Annotated in this window: 21 protein-coding genes; 10 read left to right on the plus strand and 11 right to left on the minus strand. The window is 72.3% G+C overall.

Annotated features, from left to right (window positions below; genetic code table 11):
- Window positions 1-4 precede the first annotated feature (4 nt).
- Window positions 5-205, minus strand: coding sequence for a hypothetical protein (locus ACYU8V_RS18665; protein ID WP_460849465.1), 201 nt, complete (start codon window positions 203-205; stop codon window positions 5-7).
- Window positions 206-345: 140 nt separating this feature from the next.
- Between ACYU8V_RS18665 and ACYU8V_RS18670 the strand changes: the two genes are divergently transcribed.
- Window positions 346-714: a YciI family protein gene (locus ACYU8V_RS18670; RefSeq protein WP_460849467.1), complete on the plus strand. Its 369-nt coding sequence runs from the start codon at window positions 346-348 to the stop codon at window positions 712-714.
- Window positions 715-765: 51 nt separating this feature from the next.
- Here the strand turns inward: ACYU8V_RS18670 and ACYU8V_RS18675 are convergent, their stop codons facing one another.
- The 5 genes from ACYU8V_RS18675 to ACYU8V_RS18695 form a co-directional block, all read right to left on the minus strand.
- The gene (locus ACYU8V_RS18675; RefSeq protein WP_460849469.1) at window positions 766-1,059 is read right to left on the minus strand and encodes a hypothetical protein; all 294 of its coding nucleotides are present in this window, start codon (window positions 1,057-1,059) and stop codon (window positions 766-768) included.
- A 129-nt stretch (window positions 1,060-1,188) separates the two neighbouring features.
- Window positions 1,189-1,332, minus strand: a complete 144-nt coding sequence (locus ACYU8V_RS18680; RefSeq protein WP_460849822.1) for a hypothetical protein — start codon at window positions 1,330-1,332, stop codon at window positions 1,189-1,191.
- Window positions 1,333-1,344: 12 nt separating this feature from the next.
- A complete protein-coding gene (locus tag ACYU8V_RS18685) occupies window positions 1,345-2,394 on the minus strand; it encodes a DUF222 domain-containing protein (RefSeq protein ID WP_460849471.1) in 1,050 nt (349 codons plus the stop codon).
- A gap of 321 nt (window positions 2,395-2,715) precedes the next feature.
- Window positions 2,716-3,102, minus strand: a complete 387-nt coding sequence (locus ACYU8V_RS18690) for a pyridoxamine 5'-phosphate oxidase (RefSeq protein WP_460849473.1) — start codon at window positions 3,100-3,102, stop codon at window positions 2,716-2,718.
- The gene (locus ACYU8V_RS18695) at window positions 3,099-3,866 is read right to left on the minus strand and encodes a TSUP family transporter (protein ID WP_460849475.1); all 768 of its coding nucleotides are present in this window, start codon (window positions 3,864-3,866) and stop codon (window positions 3,099-3,101) included. Before ACYU8V_RS18695 ends, ACYU8V_RS18690 begins: the two co-directional genes overlap by 4 nt.
- A gap of 46 nt (window positions 3,867-3,912) precedes the next feature.
- Here ACYU8V_RS18695 and ACYU8V_RS18700 point away from each other — a divergent pair, with 46 nt between their 5' ends.
- The 4 genes from ACYU8V_RS18700 to ACYU8V_RS18715 all read left to right on the plus strand — a co-directional run bounded on the left by ACYU8V_RS18700 (window position 3,913) and on the right by ACYU8V_RS18715 (window position 8,163).
- Window positions 3,913-5,256 (plus strand): ABC1 kinase family protein, encoded by a 1,344-nt coding sequence (locus tag ACYU8V_RS18700; RefSeq protein WP_460849476.1) that lies wholly within the window; start codon window positions 3,913-3,915, stop codon window positions 5,254-5,256.
- 8 nt (window positions 5,257-5,264) lie between these two features.
- On the plus strand, window positions 5,265-5,924 hold the full coding sequence (locus tag ACYU8V_RS18705; RefSeq protein WP_460849477.1) for a maleylpyruvate isomerase family mycothiol-dependent enzyme: 660 nt from the start codon (window positions 5,265-5,267) through the stop codon (window positions 5,922-5,924).
- A gap of 75 nt (window positions 5,925-5,999) precedes the next feature.
- Entirely contained in the window at window positions 6,000-7,205 is a 1,206-nt protein-coding gene (locus tag ACYU8V_RS18710; RefSeq protein WP_460849478.1) for an MgtC/SapB family protein, read from the plus strand.
- A gap of 73 nt (window positions 7,206-7,278) precedes the next feature.
- Window positions 7,279-8,163: a universal stress protein gene (locus tag ACYU8V_RS18715; RefSeq protein ID WP_460849479.1), complete on the plus strand. Its 885-nt coding sequence runs from the start codon at window positions 7,279-7,281 to the stop codon at window positions 8,161-8,163.
- Here the strand turns inward: ACYU8V_RS18715 and ACYU8V_RS18720 are convergent.
- Window positions 8,147-8,749 carry a class I SAM-dependent methyltransferase gene (locus ACYU8V_RS18720; RefSeq protein WP_460849480.1) on the minus strand — a complete coding sequence of 201 codons (603 nt, stop codon included), beginning with the start codon at window positions 8,747-8,749 and terminating at the stop codon, window positions 8,147-8,149. The genes ACYU8V_RS18715 and ACYU8V_RS18720 overlap by 17 nt on opposite strands.
- Complete coding sequence (truA, locus tag ACYU8V_RS18725; RefSeq protein ID WP_460849482.1) at window positions 8,746-9,582, minus strand: tRNA pseudouridine(38-40) synthase TruA; 837 nt, start codon at window positions 9,580-9,582, stop codon at window positions 8,746-8,748. The genes ACYU8V_RS18720 and truA overlap by 4 nt, the downstream gene beginning before the upstream one ends.
- An 83-nt stretch (window positions 9,583-9,665) precedes the next feature.
- On the opposite strand from truA, the gene xseA reads away from it, so the two are divergent.
- Together xseA and ACYU8V_RS18735 are read left to right on the plus strand one after the other, a co-directional pair.
- Window positions 9,666-10,901 carry an exodeoxyribonuclease VII large subunit gene (gene xseA / locus ACYU8V_RS18730; protein WP_460849483.1) on the plus strand — a complete coding sequence of 412 codons (1,236 nt, stop codon included), beginning with the start codon at window positions 9,666-9,668 and terminating at the stop codon, window positions 10,899-10,901.
- Complete coding sequence (locus ACYU8V_RS18735; RefSeq protein WP_460849485.1) at window positions 10,898-11,101, plus strand: exodeoxyribonuclease VII small subunit; 204 nt, start codon at window positions 10,898-10,900, stop codon at window positions 11,099-11,101. The genes xseA and ACYU8V_RS18735 overlap by 4 nt, the downstream gene beginning before the upstream one ends.
- Window positions 11,102-11,105: 4 nt before the next feature.
- Here the strand turns inward: ACYU8V_RS18735 and ACYU8V_RS18740 are convergent, their stop codons facing one another.
- A complete protein-coding gene (locus ACYU8V_RS18740) occupies window positions 11,106-11,696 on the minus strand; it encodes a DUF4245 family protein (RefSeq protein WP_460849486.1) in 591 nt (196 codons plus the stop codon).
- A 72-nt stretch (window positions 11,697-11,768) separates the two neighbouring features.
- Here ACYU8V_RS18740 and glpX point away from each other — a divergent pair, with 72 nt between their 5' ends.
- Entirely contained in the window at window positions 11,769-12,779 is a 1,011-nt protein-coding gene (gene glpX, locus ACYU8V_RS18745; protein WP_460849488.1) for a class II fructose-bisphosphatase, read from the plus strand.
- 111 nt (window positions 12,780-12,890) lie between these two features.
- Here the strand turns inward: glpX and ACYU8V_RS18750 are convergent, their stop codons facing one another.
- Window positions 12,891-13,691 (minus strand): esterase/lipase family protein, encoded by an 801-nt coding sequence (locus tag ACYU8V_RS18750; RefSeq protein WP_460849490.1) that lies wholly within the window; start codon window positions 13,689-13,691, stop codon window positions 12,891-12,893.
- A gap of 69 nt (window positions 13,692-13,760) precedes the next feature.
- Between ACYU8V_RS18750 and ACYU8V_RS18755 the strand changes: the two genes are divergently transcribed.
- A complete protein-coding gene (locus ACYU8V_RS18755; protein WP_460849491.1) occupies window positions 13,761-14,666 on the plus strand; it encodes an alpha/beta fold hydrolase in 906 nt (301 codons plus the stop codon).
- A gap of 99 nt (window positions 14,667-14,765) precedes the next feature.
- Complete coding sequence (locus ACYU8V_RS18760; protein ID WP_460849492.1) at window positions 14,766-15,602, plus strand: class I SAM-dependent methyltransferase; 837 nt, start codon at window positions 14,766-14,768, stop codon at window positions 15,600-15,602.
- 3 nt (window positions 15,603-15,605) lie between these two features.
- Here ACYU8V_RS18760 and ACYU8V_RS18765 read toward each other — a convergent pair whose 3' ends face one another.
- The gene (locus tag ACYU8V_RS18765) at window positions 15,606-17,246 is read right to left on the minus strand and encodes a glycoside hydrolase family 13 protein (protein WP_460849493.1); all 1,641 of its coding nucleotides are present in this window, start codon (window positions 17,244-17,246) and stop codon (window positions 15,606-15,608) included.
- Window positions 17,247-17,301: the final 55 nt, after the last annotated feature.

Below are 17,301 nucleotides of genomic sequence, written 5' to 3' on the forward strand. Positions count from 1 at the left end.
GGGTCTATCGGCCCTTTGCGCGCCTGGTGCCGAACCGGCCGTCCGGACGCCAGATCATCAGCAGCGACCACAGGAACATCGTGGCGACCGCGAACGATCGGTACTGGTGGTGGGGCAGATCGTGCATGTGGAGCCAGAGCAGCAGCAGCGCGACGGCCGCGAGCAGCCAGAACGCGCGGAAGAGCAGGTAGACACGCGCATGCACCACCCCACCGTAAGGCCGCGATCCTCGCGGTGTCCGACCTTTGGCCCGCCCTCGATCCGGATCGGCTGTCGAACTCGGCTTCCGTCGTTCGTGGGGAGGGTGGAGGGTGGCTGCTGGAGCCTGCCCATGAGGAGGAAGTCATGCCTGAGTACGTCATCGCCTTCAACGACGAGTGGGTGCCCGACCACACCGAGGAGGAGCTCGCCGAGAAGTCCCGGACGCTGCGTCCGCTGATCGCAGAGATGAAGGAGCGGGGAGTCCTGATCTTCACCGGCGGCATCGACGCGGCGGACCCGGTGTTCTCCGTCGACGCCTCGAGCGGGACCCCGGTCTTCACCGACGGCCCCTACGCCGAGACCAAGGAGCACCTCGGCGGGTTCGCGGTGATCGACGTGGCGACCGAGGAGGAGGCCCGCCACTGGGCGGGGCGCATCGCCACGGCCTGCGGCTGGCCCCAGGAGGTACGTCGCTTCATGCCGCACCGGGAGCTGCCCGAGAACGAGCGCTGACGCGATCCGCCCGCCTCGGGGCTGGTGACCGGCGGCCGCCGGCATCGAGCGTCAGGGCTCGAGGACGTCCAGGAACGCGACGCCGCGCTCGCGGACGCCGGCATGGATTCGCTTCGCGGTGGCGACCGCGAACTCTCGCGTCGCTTCCTCGATCCGGAGCCTGCGGCCACTGTCGGCCTCGACGTCGACCACCCATTTGCCACCGAAGACATACCGTTGAGCCAATCCGGCGAAGAAGCCCTGCTCGGCGCGCACGATCGCCGCCGGCACCAGGGGATTCGGGACCGCGGTCATCTTCAGGCCACGTCGCCAACGGTCCACGGCAGGCTCGACCCGCAGAGTCACGCGGACGCCGTCCGGCCCGAAGGCGTCCGGAAGCTGACCCGCTCCGGCGGAGGACGCCGGGTACGGGTCCCACGAATCGCGTGTCATGACCCCCATGGTGAGGCACGGTCGCTGGTCCTCGCTGCCGACCTATGTGCGGCGGTGGAACCTGTAGTCGCCGGTGGCGAGCTTGGTCATCGCGTAGCGGGTGTCGTGGGCCCGGTGGTGATGGTGGGAGCAGAGCAGTACGCCGTCGGCGAGGTCGGTCCTCCCGCCCTCCGACCACGGCTTCAGATGATGGGCCTCTCACCAGGCAGCCGGTATCGAGCACCCTTCCGCACGGCAGCGCTTGTCGCGTAGGCGCATCGCTTTGCGTTGCGGCGGTTGGAACAGGCGGCGTGCTCTGCCGAGGTCGAGGGGCTCGGACTTGCCGCCGAGGACGACGGGGATGATCTTCGCCTTGCACGCCAACCGGCGAGCCTCACCGGCGCTGATCGGTATCTCGCCGAGCATGGCGGACCCGAGGTCCTCGGCCAGCTGGTCGAGCGAGATGGTGACCATGACGGTGGTGGCGTCGCCGCCGTGGTCGGGGAGCCGCTTGGGGTCGAGCAGTTCGAGGAGGCGGCAGAACGCCTCGCCTCGGTTGCGGGCTCGGGTCTGGGTGACGCGGGGTGAGTCTTCGGCTTCGAGGTAGGTGAGGGCTCGTTCGGAGACGGAGTCGGGGAGGTCGCAGATCCAGCGCGTGATCCCGTTGCCACGTTTCAGGATCCTGATGGCGACATCGTCGCGAGCTGCCTGCTCTTCACGTTCGAGCCGTTTGCCGAGCTCGGCCTCGGCGATCTCGGGTGCGATGACTTCGAGGATCTTGGTGCCCAGGACCTGGAGGTCCTTCGGGTCGTAGATCGCGGCCAGCTCGATCAGGTGCGCCTCGGCCTGGCCCCGCACCGACTCATCGACGGCGTCGGAGAGCTTGTCGACGGACCGGATGATGACCCGGGCCTGGGCCTCGTTCACGTCGCCGGACCTGAGTGCGGCGGCGGTGAGCGGATGCTGCTCCAACGCCTCGGCCAGACGCAACGCAGCTCGGCCGGCCGGGGCGGTGATGCGGGTGGTGTGGGCGAGCCAGCACCCGGCGTCACGCGAGCCGTGCTCCTCGGCAACGTCGGAGGAGGCGGCGAGAACGCGGAGCTTCAGCTCCGCGAGCTGGCCCTCCACGCGGGCGAGGTCGGTGAGCAGCTCGGCTTTGTCGCGGGTGCGGAGGTAGTCAGCCGGCATGTCCGCGACCGCCGAAAGTTCGTTCTGCAGCGCTTGGGCGCAGCCGAGGATCGGGTGCAACGACACCGTTCCTGCAACCATGACAAGCTCCCCGAGACGGACTGATCAACTACCTCTCATAGTACACCTGTTCGAACGCTTTCGGTACCCCGAAATCGAACAAATCCCCAGGTCAGGACAGGTTTTGTGGGCGGCCGCGAAGCGGCGGCGCGGGCGAAGCCCGTGCCGTTGTCGCGCCGTCCAGCTCGTCGTCCGGGACCCGCAGTCAAGGACCGCGCAGCGGCCGCGCAGCGGCGCCGAAGGCGTCCTTGACGGCGGGTGACGACGAGCTAAGGTGCGGCCGCCCGACACCAGCCCCGGAGCAGGAGTTGGTTTCGATACGCCCCCGCCTAACGGCTCGGGCTACTCGACCACCGACGAGGCGACGGGAGAGCAGTCGTGCCCGCACCCCTCCGGAGGCAGCGGCCCGTCGGCATGGGCGGCGGGACGGTGCAGGACGGCAGCCGACGGGGTGATGACCACGTCCTCGCCCGCGACCACCCCCGACCCGTCCACCAGCAGCGTGTAGCCGTGGACCTCCGCCGGCGGGAAGACCAGGGTGACCACCGGGTTGGCGGCCACGTTGGCGAGCGTGCCGCCTCCCGGACCGATCACCCGCATGACCCCGTCGAAGACCACCGGGTCCACCGTCACCACCTTGACCGACGGCGAGGACGTGGTGAGCAGGTAGCCGCTCCCCCGTTCGCCGACGATGCGAGCCAGCTCGTCCAGGTCCACCTTGATGCTCACCCGAACACGCTCCACCCGATCCGCACGATGAAGCAAGACACCACCACGATGAAGAACACCCGGACGAACCGCGCCCCCCGCGACACCGCGACCCGCGCGCCCAGGTAGCCACCGACCAGGTTGCACAGCCCCATCACCAGCCCGAGCCGCCACAGCACGGCGCCGGAAGGCACGAAGAGCAGCAGCGCCCCGATGTTGGTGGCCCAGTTCGCGAGGCGGGCCTTGGCGGAGGCCTCGAGGAAGTCGTAGCCGAGCAGGCCGACCAGCGTGATCACGAAGAAGCTGCCGGTGCCCGGGCCGAGGGCACCGTCGTACACACCGATGACGAACCCGACCCCCATCGCGGCGAGGACGTGCCGGTGCCCGGAGAACCGCAGCGACGTGGCGGCGCCGAGGGTCGGACGCAGCACGACGTACAGACCGACGACCACCAGGACGACCAGCACGACCGGCTGGAACACCGCGGCCGGGAGGTGCGAGGCGATCACCGCCCCTCCGAGCGCACCCACGAGCGCACACGCCATCAGTGGCCCGAACGTGCGCGGGTCGGGGCGGACGCGGCGGTAGTACGTCGCCGACGCGACCGAGGTCCCGCAGACCGACGCGAGCTTGTTCGTGGCCAGCACCTGCACCGGCGCGACACCGGGCAGGCCCAGCAGCAGCGCCGGCAGCTGCACCAGTCCCCCGCCGCCCACGACGGCGTCGACGAACCCGGCGGCCAGGGCCGCGAGCGCGAGCAGGGGCAGGACGGACGGGTCAGGCATCGCGAAACATCCTGCACCGTTGCAGACGGCCCGTCAGAATGGGCACATGGCCGACCTCCCCCGCAAGGCTGCCGCCCGGACCGCCCGTCTGGCGGCGCTGCCGCTCGCGCACGCGGGGCGGACCGCGGTCGGCTTCGGCCGGCGCCTCGGCGGCGCACCGGCCGAGGCGGTGATGAGCGAGATCCAGCAGCGTACGGCGGAGCAGCTGTTCCGCACGCTCGGCGAGCTCAAGGGCGGTGCGATGAAGTTCGGCCAGGCCCTGTCGGTGCTGGAGTCGGCGCTGCCCGAGGAGATGGCGGCGCCGTACCGCGAGCAGCTGACCCGGCTGCAGGACTCCGCACCGCCGATGCCGACCCAGACCGTGCGCGACACCCTGGCCGAGGACCTCGGCGACGACTGGCAGACGAAGCTGGTCTGGTTGGACGGCGCCCCCACCGCCGCGGCGTCCATCGGCCAGGTCCATGAGGGTCGCTGGTACGACGGGCGGCGGGTCGCCGTGAAGGTGCAGTACCCCAACGCGGGCGATGCACTCATGGCAGATCTGCGCACCCTCGCGCGCGCCGCGCGGGCGATCGGCCCGCTCATCCCCGGCGTCGACATGAAGCCGCTCGTCGAGGAGGTGCAGGCCCGCGCTCGCGAGGAGCTCGACTACGAGCTCGAGGCCGATGCCCAGCGCCAGTTCGCCGAGGCCTTCCGGGGCGACCCGCACATCGTCGTGCCCGACGTCGTCGCCGTCGGTCCGCGCGTCCTCATCACCGAGTGGCTCGACTCGACCAGCTCGCTGGCCGCGATCATCGCGAACGGCACCCCGGAGGAGCGCGACCACTACGGCGAGATCTTCACCCGCTTCCTGTTCTCCGGGCCCGCCCGCACCGGTCTGCTCCACGCCGACCCGCACCCGGGCAACTTCCGGATCGTCCCGAACGAGGACGGCAGCCCCGGCCGCATCGGCGTCCTCGACTACGGCGCCGTTGCCCGCCTGCCGCAGCGGGGTCTCCCCGCGCCGATGGGCCGGCTGATCACGCTCTGCGCCGCCGGCGACGGCGACGCCCTGATCGCCGGACTGCGCGAGGAGGGCTTCCTCAAGGACCGGATCCGGATCGAGCCGCAGCTGCTCATGGACTACCTCGCGCCGTTCGTCGACCCGACGCTCGTCGAGAAGTTCCGGTTCAGCCGGGAGTGGATGCGCGAGCAGTTCCAGCGTCTGAACAACCCGCGGGACCCGGCGTACACGGTGACGATCAAGCTGAACCTGCCGCCGTCGTACGTGCTCATCCACCGGACCTGGCTCGGTGGCGTCGGGGTGCTCAGCCAGCTCGAGGCGGAGGCGCCGTTCCGGGCGATCATGGAGGAGTTCCTGCCGGACTTCCGGCCGCCGTCGCTGTCATGATCGACGGCATGGACTGGATCGCCGAGCTGACGTCACTGACCGACGGCTTCGCCGCGGAGCTGGCGCGGGGCGACCTCGACGCGCCCGTGCCGAGCTGTCCCGGCTGGTCGCTGGCCGACCTCGGCAACCACGTCCGCGAGGTCCACCTCTGGGCGGCGCACGCCGTCACCGAGGGCGACCCGAACGGCAGCTCGGAGCCTGTCGGTGCCGACGATCTCGTCGCTGCCTACCGGGCCGCGGCGGGCCGCCTGACCTCCGTTCTCGACACCGACCCCACCGCACCCGCCTGGACCTTCGGCCCCGATCGGACCGTCGGCTTCTGGCAGCGCCGCCAGGTCCACGAGACCCTGATCCACCTGTACGACGCCCTCCTCGCCACCGGCCGGGGCGACCTCTGGGAGCCGCGGCCCGAGCTGGCCTGGGACGGCGTCGACGAGGTCGCGACGATGTTCTACCCGCGCCAGGTCCGACTCGGCCGCACCGAGCCTCTGGCGAGGACGCTGGTCCTCACCGCCACCGACGTCGGCCGGACGACGGAGATCGGCGGCGGCGACCCGATCGAGCTCACCGGCACGGCGGCCGATCTGCTGCTGACCCTGTGGAAGCGCACCCCGGCACCGGACGCCGGGGTCGGGGCGCTCCTCGCCTCCGTCGCTCTCACGCCCTGACGCCGGGACGAACGTCACCCCGGCCCGGGTCACCCGACCCTGCCGCGCGCCGGACCCGCGACCGACGCTGGTCAGATGCAGCCATGGCTCGTCTCCGGGGTCGCGCTCGCCGTCGGCCTGGTCATCGGGATGGAACGCGAGCGCACCAAGGCGACCACCGGCGGCCCCGGCATCCGCACGTACGCCGTGGCGGCCCTCCTCGGCTGCGTCGGCGCCCACCTCGGTGACACCGCAACGGCCGGCTGCCTGCTCGGCGTCGCGATGCTGGCATCGGTCTTCTACCTGCGCTCGAGCGCACGCGGGCTGACCAGCGAGATCGCCCTGGTGCTGACCGCCGCGCTGGGGGCGCTGACCGTCACCCACACCGCGCTCGCCGCAGGGCTCGCCGTGGCGACCGCCGTGCTCCTTGCCGCCAAGCACCGGATCCACCGCTTCGTCCGCGAGACCATGACCGAGCTGGAGCTGCAGGACGCCCTGAAGCTCTTCGTCGCGGCCTTCATCGTCCTCCCCCTGCTGCCGACGGGACGGTTCGGACCGTACGGCGTGTGGGTGCCGCGCCACATCTGGCTGCTGGTCGTGCTGGTCACCACCGTCGGCTGGGTGGGCTACACGGCCACGCGGGCGCTGGGAGCCTCCCGCGGACTCGTCGTCGCCGGCATCGCGGGAGGGTTCGTCTCCGGGACGGCCACCGTCGGCGCGATGGGCAGCCGCGCCCGCACCGGCGGCATCCCCAGGTCCGCCGCGGTCGCCGGCGCCCTCGCCGCGAGCATCTCGACGCTCGTCCTCATGTCGGTGGTCGTCTCGGTCGCGGACGCCGACGTCGCGGCCCGGCTGGCGCCGGCCTTCGCAGCCGCCGGTCTGGTCCTCGCCGCCGAGACCTGGTGGTTGGCACGTCGTACGCCGGCGCGCGCCGACCACGCACCGGCGGGACGCCCGTTCGCGCTCGCCCCCGCACTGGTCCTCGCGGCCGTCATCTCGCTGGTCCTGCTGCTCGCCACGTGGATGGACCACCGGTTCGGGGCAGCGGGGGCCACGACCAGCACCGTGATCGGAAGCCTGGCCGACGCGCACGCGGCCGGCGTCGCGGTCGCGACCCTGGTCCACGACGGGCGGATCCCTCCGGACACCGCGGTGCTGGCCATCGCCCTGGGCCTGGGCGCGAACACGCTCGCCAAGGCGGTCGCCGCCCTCACCGCCGGCGACCGGACCTTCGCGGCCGCGGTGCTCGGCGGACACGTCGTACCGGCTGTCGCGGTGGCCGCGACCCTCGGGCTCACGTGAGCGGGACCTTCGTCCCCCGACCGGTGACCTTCGCCGCTGCACACCTCGGTCGCGGCCGGCGCAGGGTGGGGTCATGGACAAGAACCTCCCCCACCTCAACGGCATCGTGGTCGGCGTCGACGGATCGGTGCACTCCACCCAGGCGGCGAGCGTCGCCGCCGCGATGGCTGCCTCCGAGCACCGCCTTCTCCACCTCGTGCACGCCATCGCGCCGCTGGACGCCTACTACTGGGCCCGCAACCTCGCCGCGTTCGAGACCCCGCTGCACAAGGCCGCTGCCTCGGAGCTGATGGCGCTGGTCCACCGGCTCCAGGAGGAGAGCCCCGGTGTCGAGATCGACAGCCACATCGTGCTGGGCGACGCCCGCGAGATCCTCACCGATCTCTCCGAGCGCGCCCACCTCGTCGTCGTCGGCACCCGCGGTCGGGGCATGTTCGGGCCCTCGCACGTCGGCTCGGTCGCGCTGCACCTGACCCGCCATGCGCGGTGCCCGGTCATGGTCGTCCGTCCGGGCGAGCACGCGCCGACCGGCAACGGCGTGATCGCGGGGATCGACGACACCGAGCGTGCGCTCCCGGTGCTCGAGTTCGCGTTCGACGCCGCGTCGCGCCAGGGCGCGCGGCTGACGATCGTGCACAGCGACTGGCTGCTCGGACCGGTGGTCCCCGAGGGCGGCTACGCGGCGGTGCTCGAGATCGACGAGGACGAGGTACGCCGCCTCATCGCCGAGGCGTCGGCCGGACTGTGCGAGAAGTACCCGGACGTGGAGGTCGAGGTGGTCGTCGGTCACCACTCCGCCGAGATCGAGCTGCTCGAGCGCGCCGACGGCAAGGACCTCATCGTCGTCGGCGCGCGCTCCCACGGACTGCTCGGTGAGTTCTTCCTGCAGTCGGTGGCGACGCACCTCGTGCAGCGGGCGACCTGCCCGGTCGCCGTCGTACCTAACCGGCGGCGGTGACCTCCAGGACCCGGAAGCCCTTGGCCGAGGCGAGCCGCTCGGCCGGCCAGCCCTGGTCGCCCAGCCAGCGCTGCAGCGAGTCGGCGCCGAGGTTCTTGCCGACCACCATGACCGCGCGCCCGCCGGGCGCGAGCCGCGGCAACCAGGTCAGCAGGAGCTCGTGGAGGGCGTCCTTGCCGATCCGGATCGGCGGGTTCGACCAGATCTCGTCGAAGGTCGCGTCGGCGGGCACCTCGTCCGGCTCGTAGGCCGAGAAGCGGTCCGCCACGCCGAGCGACTCGGCGTTCTCCCGGGCCAGCAGCAGCGCCCGACGGTTGACATCCACAGCGGTGACCACCGACGACGGGGCCGCGACCGCGCAGGCCAGCCCGATGACGCCGTACCCGCAGCCGAGGTCGAGGATCCGGCCGCCGGTGGGTGGCTCGGTCTCGCGGAACAGGACCGACGTACCGATGTCCACGCGGCCCTGCGCGAAGACGCCCGACCCGCTGACCAGGTCCAGGTCGTGCCCCCACACGTGCGCCGAGACCGGGGCGCGCTGGAAGGCCGCGGCCGGGTCCGCCGAGAAGTAGTGGTCCTCGCTCATCCCTCATCCACCCCATCCAGCTCCGCGGTCTGCCGCTTCGCCGACGTCTGCTCGACGCGCATCGCGAGCTCCTCGTCGGCCGGGTAGCCGACCTCCTCGAGCGTCAGCCCGTGCGCGTGCATCACCTTGACCTCGGGATCACGACGGCGACCCGCGAGGATCGCCGCGGCCCAGTCGGCGTCGCGCCGCCCCTCCCCCACGGCGACCAGGCAGCCGACCAGCGCCCGCACCATCGAGTGGCAGAAGGCGTCGGCCCGCACGTGGCCGACCAGCAGCCCGTCGGCGTCGCGCGACCAGGACAGCTCCTCGAGGGTGCGGATCGTGGTGGCGCCCTCGCGCTGCTTGCAGAAGGCAGCGAAGTCGTTGAGCCCGACCAGGCGGGACGCCGCGGCGTTCATGGCGTCCACGTCGAGCGGCCGCGGCCAGGTCACGACGTACCGCCGCCGCAGCGGGTCCACGAGCTCCGGCGCGTCCGCGATCCGGTAGGCGTAGCGCCGCCACAGCGCCGCGAACCGCGCGTCGAAGCCCTCGGCAGCGGGCGCGAGCGAGTGGATCCGCAGGTCCCCGGGCAGTACGCCGTTGAGCCGGCGCGCCAACCGCTCGACCGTCCCGTCCTCCACCTCGGCGGGCAGGTCGCAGTGCGCGACCTGGCCGCGCGCGTGGACACCGGAGTCCGTGCGACCCGCGCAGGTCACCCGGATCGTGCCGGGTGCGACCCGCAGCACCGTCTCCAGCGCCGCGACGAGCTCGCCCTGCACGGTGCGCAGCAGCGGCTGCGCGGCCCAGCCCTTGAAGTCGGTGCCGTCGTAGGCAAGGTCGATCCGGACGCGCACGCCCCGAGGCTATCGGGGTCGTCAGGTTGAGCGGTGCACCATCCGGCCCGCTCAACCTGACGACCGCACATAGGGTGAGGGCCGTGGCCATGCAGACGTCCGCCGAGCAGCCCGCTCCGGTCCGGCAGATCGCGAACGCGATCGCTGGCTGGATCGATCAGCTCGGCGTCGTGTGGGTCGAGGGCCAGGTGGCGCAGATCAGCCGGCGCCCGGGCCTGCAGACGGTCTTCATGACGCTGCGCGACTCGATCGCCGACATCTCGGTCCCGGTGACCTGCTCGCGGGTGCTGTTCGACGGCCTGGAGACGCCGGTGACCGAGGGCGCCAGCGTGGTGATCCAGGCGAAGCCGTCGTACTACCCCAACCGCGGCACCCTCTCCCTGCAGGCCCGGACGATCCGGATGGTCGGGCTCGGCGAGCTGCTCGCCCGGCTCGAGCGCCGTCGACAGCTGCTCGCGGCCGAGGGCCTGTTCGCGGTCGAGCGCAAGCGTCGGCTGCCGTTCCTGCCGAACCGGATCGGGCTGATCACCGCGCCCAACTCCGCCGCCGAGAAGGACGTCGTCGAGAACACCACCCGCCGCTGGCCCGGCGTCACGTTCGAGATCGCGTACGCCGCGATGCAGGGTCAGCGCTCCGCCGCGGAGGTGATCGAGGCGCTGGGCCGCCTCGACGCGCACCCCGAGGTCGACGTCATCGTCATCGCGCGCGGCGGCGGCTCGGTCGAGGACCTGCTGCCCTTCTCCGACGAGGGACTGGTGCGCGCGGTCTTCGCCGCCCGGACCCCCGTCGTGTCGGCGATCGGCCACGAGCCGGACGCACCGCTGCTGGACCTCGTCGCCGACCTGCGCGCCTCGACCCCGACCGACGCCGCGAAGCTGGTCGTGCCCGACGTGGTGCAGGAGCTGCACGGCGTACGACAGGCGCGGGAGCGGGCGCGGCGCAGCCTCGCCGGGCTGCTCGCCGGCGAGCAGGCGCGCCTCGACGCGATCCGGTCCCGGCCGGCCCTCGCCGACCCGCGGAACCTGCTCGCCAGCAAGGAGGACGAGCTGGTCGCGGCCCGCGAGCGGATGCGCCGCACGCTGACCCACCGGCTCGACCGCGCCGCCGACGACATCGGGCACCAGCGGGCGCGCGCCCGCGCGCTGTCGCCGCTGGCCACCCTGCAGCGTGGGTACGCCGTCCTGCAGGACGCCGACGGGCACGTCATCACCAGCGTGGCCGGCGTCAGGACCGGACACGCGATGAGCGTGCGGGTCGCCGACGGCCGCATCCACGTGACCACCGACCGGATCGAGCAGATCGATGGGGAGAACGCATGACTGACGAGCGACCGAGCTACGAGGAGGCGCGCGCCGAGCTGATCGAGGTGGTGCAGCAGCTCGAGGCCGGCGGCACCAGCCTCGAGGAGTCGCTCGCGCTGTGGGAGCGCGGTGAGAAGCTCGCGACCGTCTGCCAGGAGTGGCTGGACGGTGCCCGCGCCAAGCTCGACGCCGTGGTCGCGGCCGGCGACGAGGACTGAGCCGCTACTTCGCCCGCTTCAGGGGCGCCGTGCTGAGCAGGTCGACCACCTGCTGCAGGTCGGCGGCCGGGGCCGAGCCGTAGACGAGCACCGTCAGGTCGCCGACCTCGGCGGCGTACCCGCTGTTGCCGCCCTCCTGCCAGCCGCTCCAGGTGGTGGCGACCGGCGAGGCGATCGTCGCGGGGACGTCGTACGACGCCGTGCTGGCGGCATTCGCGTCGACGTCCTGGTGGACCAGCGCTGCGATGTTGGCCTTGCGGGCGGTGCGGATGCCGATGAAGTCGGCGTCGGCGGTGTCGCCCTTGAGCAGATCGATCTCGAACCCGTCGTTGTCGTCGGGGACCCGCGCCTGGGTGGCGATGTAGCCCTCCGGCAGGGTCGACGGGTAGACCACGTCGAGCCTGCCCTGCTGGGCCGCGGTCACCGCCTCGCGGTAGTCGAGCGCCTGCGGCTTCGTGACCGTCGTGTGCCGGAACAGCCCCATGAACGCGAGGACCGCGACGACCGCGACGACGGTGGTGACCATCGCGACCACCAGCCCGAAGGCGGATCGCTGGTACTTGCCCGGCCGGCCGGTGTGCTCCGTCGTACTCATCGCCGACCATTGTCCATCCACGGTGGGTGCTGCCCGGCAGCGGATGCCCCAGAAGCCGTTAAGGTTCGCGGTATGGAAGCCCTCGCCGTCGAGCCGTCCAACCCCGACCGCAACCTGGCCCTGGAGCTCGTCCGGGTCACCGAGGCAGCCGCCATGGCCGCCGGCCGCTGGGTCGGCCGCGGTGACAAGAACGGCGCCGACGGCGTGGCCGTCGAGGCCATGCGCGTGATGATCTCCTCGGTCGCCATGAACGGCACCGTGGTCATCGGCGAGGGCGAGAAGGACGACGCCCCGATGCTCTACAACGGCGAGCAGGTCGGCGACGGCACCGGCCCCGAGTGCGACATCGCGGTGGACCCGATCGACGGCACCACGCTGACCGCCAAGGGCATGAACAACGCGATCGCCGTGCTGGCCGCCTCGCCGCGCGGCACCATGTACGACCCGTCGGCCGTCTTCTACATGGAGAAGCTCGTCACCGGCCCCGAGGCCGCCGACGTCGTCGACATCCGCTACCCGGTCGCCGAGAACATCCACCAGGTCGCCAAGGCCAAGGGGTCCAACCCCTCCGACGTCACCGTCGTGCTGCTCGACCGGCCGCGCCACAACCAGCTCGTCGACGACATCCGCGCCACCGGCGCGCGGATCAAGTTCATCACCGACGGCGACGTCGCCGGCGCCATCATGGCGGCGCGCGCCGACACCGGCGTCGACCTGCTCATGGGCATCGGCGGTACGCCGGAGGGCATCATCGCCGCCTGCGCGATGAAGGCCATCGGCGGCACCATCCAGGGCCGCCTCTGGCCCAAGGACGACGAGGAGCGGCAGAAGGCGCTGGACGCCGGCCACAACCTCGACCCCGACTTCGTGCTCGCCACCGACGACCTGGTCACCGGTGACGACAGCTTCTTCGTGGCGACCGGCATCACCGACGGCGAGCTGGTCAAGGGCGTCCGCTACCGGGGTGGTGGCGCGGTGACGCAGTCGCTGGTGATGCGGTCGCGGAGCGGGACGGTCCGGACGATCACCTCGGAGCACAAGCTGGTCAAGCTGCGGGCGTTCTCCGCGGTCAACTTCGACTAGTTGATGGCGCGAGCGCGTCGCTCGTTCCTCGCGCCGCGCTGCCGCGCGGCGTTGTCTGACGTAGCTGGCCCGGCTCTCGTGGCCGCAAGACAGCCGGCATCGGGGACGTGGTCAGGCGATCTGCTCGAGGTCCTCCGCCGCCACCCGGTTCGCCAGCAGCCCCTCCACCACCCGGTCCCCGACCCGCGGGTCGAACGCCATCCCGATGTGGGACGCGGTGACCTCGACGGCGGTGCCCTGCCGGTCGAGGCAGGCGCGCCAGTCGACGATGCCGTCGCGGCGCGAGTAGATGTTGGTCATCGCGACGCCAGGGCGCAGCCGCTCGCGGCTCTCGGTGAAGGACAGGTGCGCGCAGCGGCCGGACACGCAATCGGTCGACATGACCGGGATGCCCGCGGCGCTCAGCCGCAGCAGCAGCCGTACGCCGCCGGTCAGCAGCGCGTGGTGGGCGGCCGGCGCCTGCATCGGACTGCCCATGGTGACGATGCCCGAGACCAGGTCCGGGCGGCGTACGACGAGACCGCGGGCGATCATCCCGCCCAGCGAGTGCCCGACGATCTGCACCCGCTGCCCGCGCCGCTCGACGATCGACTCCAGCCGCGCCTCGACGAGGGCGGCGGCGTTGAGGGTGCAGCCGATGTTGGCGTGGATGGTCGACCGGTAGGTGCGGAAGCCCTCGCGCCGTAGCCGGTCCGAGAGCCCCCCGAGCGTCCAGTCGCCGGCCAGGAAGCCGGGCACGAGCAGCACCGGGTCGCCGTCACCGAGCGGCTCCGCGCGGCGCACCACCCCCGCACCTCGGCGTACGACGGCGCGACCCGCCTCCTCCACCAGGCTGGCCTCGTGGAGCAGGGCGCGCAGCGGCGGCGGGCTGAACCCGGCGGGCAGCAGGAACGGCGCGAGAGTGTGACTCACATCACCGATGTTACGTTGTTGACCCAACAACCATCGGCATATCAAGCATCTTCGGGTCACACTGGATCCGTGCAGACCGTCGAGACGTCCCCCGAGCTCCTCGCACCGCTGTCGGCCGACCTGGAGGTCTGCTACCAGACCTTCGGCGACCCGGCGGCCGACCCGCTGCTGCTGGTGATGGGCCTGGGCGGCCCGATGACCTGGTGGGACCCGGACCTCTGCGAGCGGCTGGCCCGGGCGGGCTTCTACGTCATCCGCTACGACAACCGCGACACCGGGCGCTCGAGCCGCGGCCGCGGCCGGGTGCGCCCGCACACCCTGATCCGCGCGTTCGTGGGCGGCGGCGCGCGGGCGGCGTACGGCCTCTCCGACCTCGCCGGCGACGCCTTCGGCCTCCTCGACCACCTCGGCATCCCCGCAGCGCACGTCGCCGGCGTGTCGATGGGCGGCATGATCGCCCAGACCATGGCGATCGAGCAGCCCGAGCGGGTGCTCAGCCTGACCAGCATCATGTCGACGACCGGCAGCCGCCGGGTCGGCGGCCCGCACCCCTCGCTCATCCCGCTGCTCCTCGCCCGCCGCGGCCCGAGCCGGGAGGCCTACCTCGACGCGGCGCAGAAGGTGTGGCGGATCATCGGCTCGCCCGGCTACCAGCAGACCGACGAGAAGCTGCGCAAGCGGGCCGGGGAGACCTACGACCGCGGCATCTCCCAGGAGGGTGTGATGCGCCAGATGCTCGCCGTCCTCACCCAGCCGGACCGCACCGCCCGCCTCGGCGAGCTCCGGATCCCGGTCACCGTCGTCCACGGTCTCGCGGACAAGATGGTGCACGTCTCCGGTGGTCGCGCCACCGCGGCGGCGGTCCCGGGCGCCGAGATCCTGCTCATCGCGGGCATGGGGCACGACCTGCCGGTCGAGCTGTTCGACACCTTCGTCGCCGCCATCTGCCGCACGGCCGACCGCGCGCACGCCTGACCGCGCCTGCTCCGGGCCTCCCGGGGAGCCGACCGAGCGTCGGTTACGGTGGGCGGGCCCGTCGATCGGCGGGCCTGCCGAGACCCGGAAGGGCGCACCGTGAGCAACCCCGACACCTCAGAGCCGAGGTCGCTGCTGCGCAGGTTGCGCCGCGGCGGCACGGACACGACGAGCGCGCCGGCCGCCCCCACGAAGGTCGCCAACGCCGGCAGCCCCGGCCGCCGGCCCGACCCCGCCCGGCACCTGATGCGCCGCATCGGCGACGCGATCCCGGGCGGACCGACCCGCCAGTTCACCGCCCTCAGCCTGCTGCAGCGCAACCTCGAGCAGGTGCCGCGCACCGACGGCCGGATCCAGATCCTCGACTTCGGCGCCGGGTCCGGCGACCGGCTGCCCGAGCTGCGCGAGATCATCGACGACCTCAGCTACACCGGCATCGACTTCTCCGTCCCCGTCAAGTCGCGGCACACCGGCGACGACGTCCGGTTCGTGGCGTACGACGGCACCCGGATGCCCTTCGAGGACGGCTCCTTCGACCTGTGCTTCTCCAAGCAGGTCCTCGAGCACGTCCGCCACCCCGACCAGGCGGTCGGCGAGATCGCGCGGGTGCTGCGCCCGGGCGGCGTGTTCGCGGGCTCGGTGAGCTTCCTGGAGCCGTACCACGCGGAGTCGATCTTCAACTGGACGCCCTACGGCCTGGTGACCGTCTTCCGCGACCACGGGTTCGGCGACATCGAGCTGCGGCCCGGGATCGACGGCGCGAGCATGGTGCTGCGCACCCTGTTCGGCCCGCCCGCCTTCGGCCGGTCGTTCCACACCGAGAGCGGCTTCAACCACCACATCGACGTCGAGAACCCCGGTGACGGCAACAAGCTGCGCAACGCGCGCAAGCTGGTCGTGACCGGCCACCTGTGCTTCTTCGCCGTCAAGGCGTAGCGGTCAGGCGGGTCGCAACCAGACCGCCGTGTCGCACGGCACGCCCTCGTCGGCGAGCGGCCCGCTGGCGACCAGGACCGCCGCACCGTCCGGGATCGGGACCGGGTCGGCCCCGAAGTTGACCAGCACCGCGGTGGTGCCGGCCTCGGTGGTGAGGGTCAGCGACAGCAGCTCCTCGCCCGTGTCGTCGGCCCAGGACAGCGTCGACCGCCCGAGCCCCCGCTCCCGGCGCACCCGCAGCAGCGTCCGGTAGAGCTCGAGGGTCGAGTCCGGGTCGCCGTCCTGGAGGTCGGGCGCGAGGGCGCCGTACTCCTCGGGCTGCGGGAGCCAGCTCGCCTCCCCCGGCCCGAAGCCGTACGACGGCGCACCGCTGTGCCACGGCACCGGAACCCGGCAGCCATCCCGGCCACGCTCGCGGTGCCCGGAGCGCTCGTAGGTCGGGTCCTGGCGCGCCTCGTCGGGCAGCCGGGTCGCGTCGGGCAGACCCAGCTCCTCGCCCTGGTAGAGGTACGCCGAGCCGGGCAGCGCCAGCATCAAGGTGGTCGCCGCGCGGGCCCGGCGCAGGCCGAGCGCCGCGTCCGGCTGCGGGTCGTCGGCACCGATGCCCGCGATCGAGACCGAGTCCGCGGGCGGGAAGCCGAGCCGGGTGGCGTGCCGCGGGACGTCGTGGTTGGAGAGCACCCACGTGGCGGGCGCACCGACGGCACCGGTCGAGGACAGCGACCGGTCGATCGCGGCCCGCTGCAGCGGCGCGCGCCACGGCGTCAGGAGGAAGTCGAAGTTGAACGTCTGGTGCATCTCGTCGGGGCGGACGTAGCGCGCCAGCCGCTCGTTGGGCGTCACCCAGGCCTCGGCGCAGAGGATCCGCTCGCCGTCGTACTCGTCGAGCAGGGTGCGCCAGCGCCGGTAGATGTCGTGGACGCCGTCGCGGTCCCACATCGGGAACGCGCGGGTCTCCACCTTCTGCACGTCCAGGGTCATGTCCTGGTCGGGCAGGCCGGGCTCCTTGACCAGCGCGTGCGCCACGTCGACGCGGAAGCCGTCGACGCCGCGGTCGAGCCAGAACCGGATGACCGACTCCATCTCCTCGCGGACCTCGGGGTTGGTCCAGTCCCAGTCGGGCTGGGAGGCGTCGAAGAGGTGGAGGTACCACTGCCCGTCCTCGACCCGCTCCCAGGCCGGCCCGCCGAACACGCTGGGCCAGTTGTTCGGCGGCTCGTCCCCGCCGGGGCCCTTGCCGTCGCGGAACAGGTAGCGGGCGCGCTCGCGGCTACCGGGCGGGCTGGCGAGGGCCGCCTGGAACCACGGGTGCTCCGAGGAGGAGTGGTTGGGGACCAGGTCGACGATGACGCGCAGCCCGAGCTCGTGGGCGCGACCGATCATCACGTCGGCGTCGGCCAGCCTGCCGAACAGCGGGTCGACGTCGCGGTAGTCGGCGACGTCGTACCCGGCGTCGTTCTGGGGCGAGGTGTAGAAGGGCGAGAGCCAGATCGCGTCGACGCCGAGGTCGACCAGGTGCTCCAACCGGCTCGTGATGCCGGGCAGGTCGCCGACGCCGTCGCCGTCCCCGTCCGCCCAGCTGCGCGGGTAGACCTGGTAGATGACGGCGTCACGCCACCACTCGCTGTGCTGCTCCGAAGCCATGGCTCCACCCTGCCAGGGGCATGAGGGGCGCCCAAGACGCGGCCTGTTACGGCCT

The organism is Nocardioides ultimimeridianus (assembly GCF_054777895.1).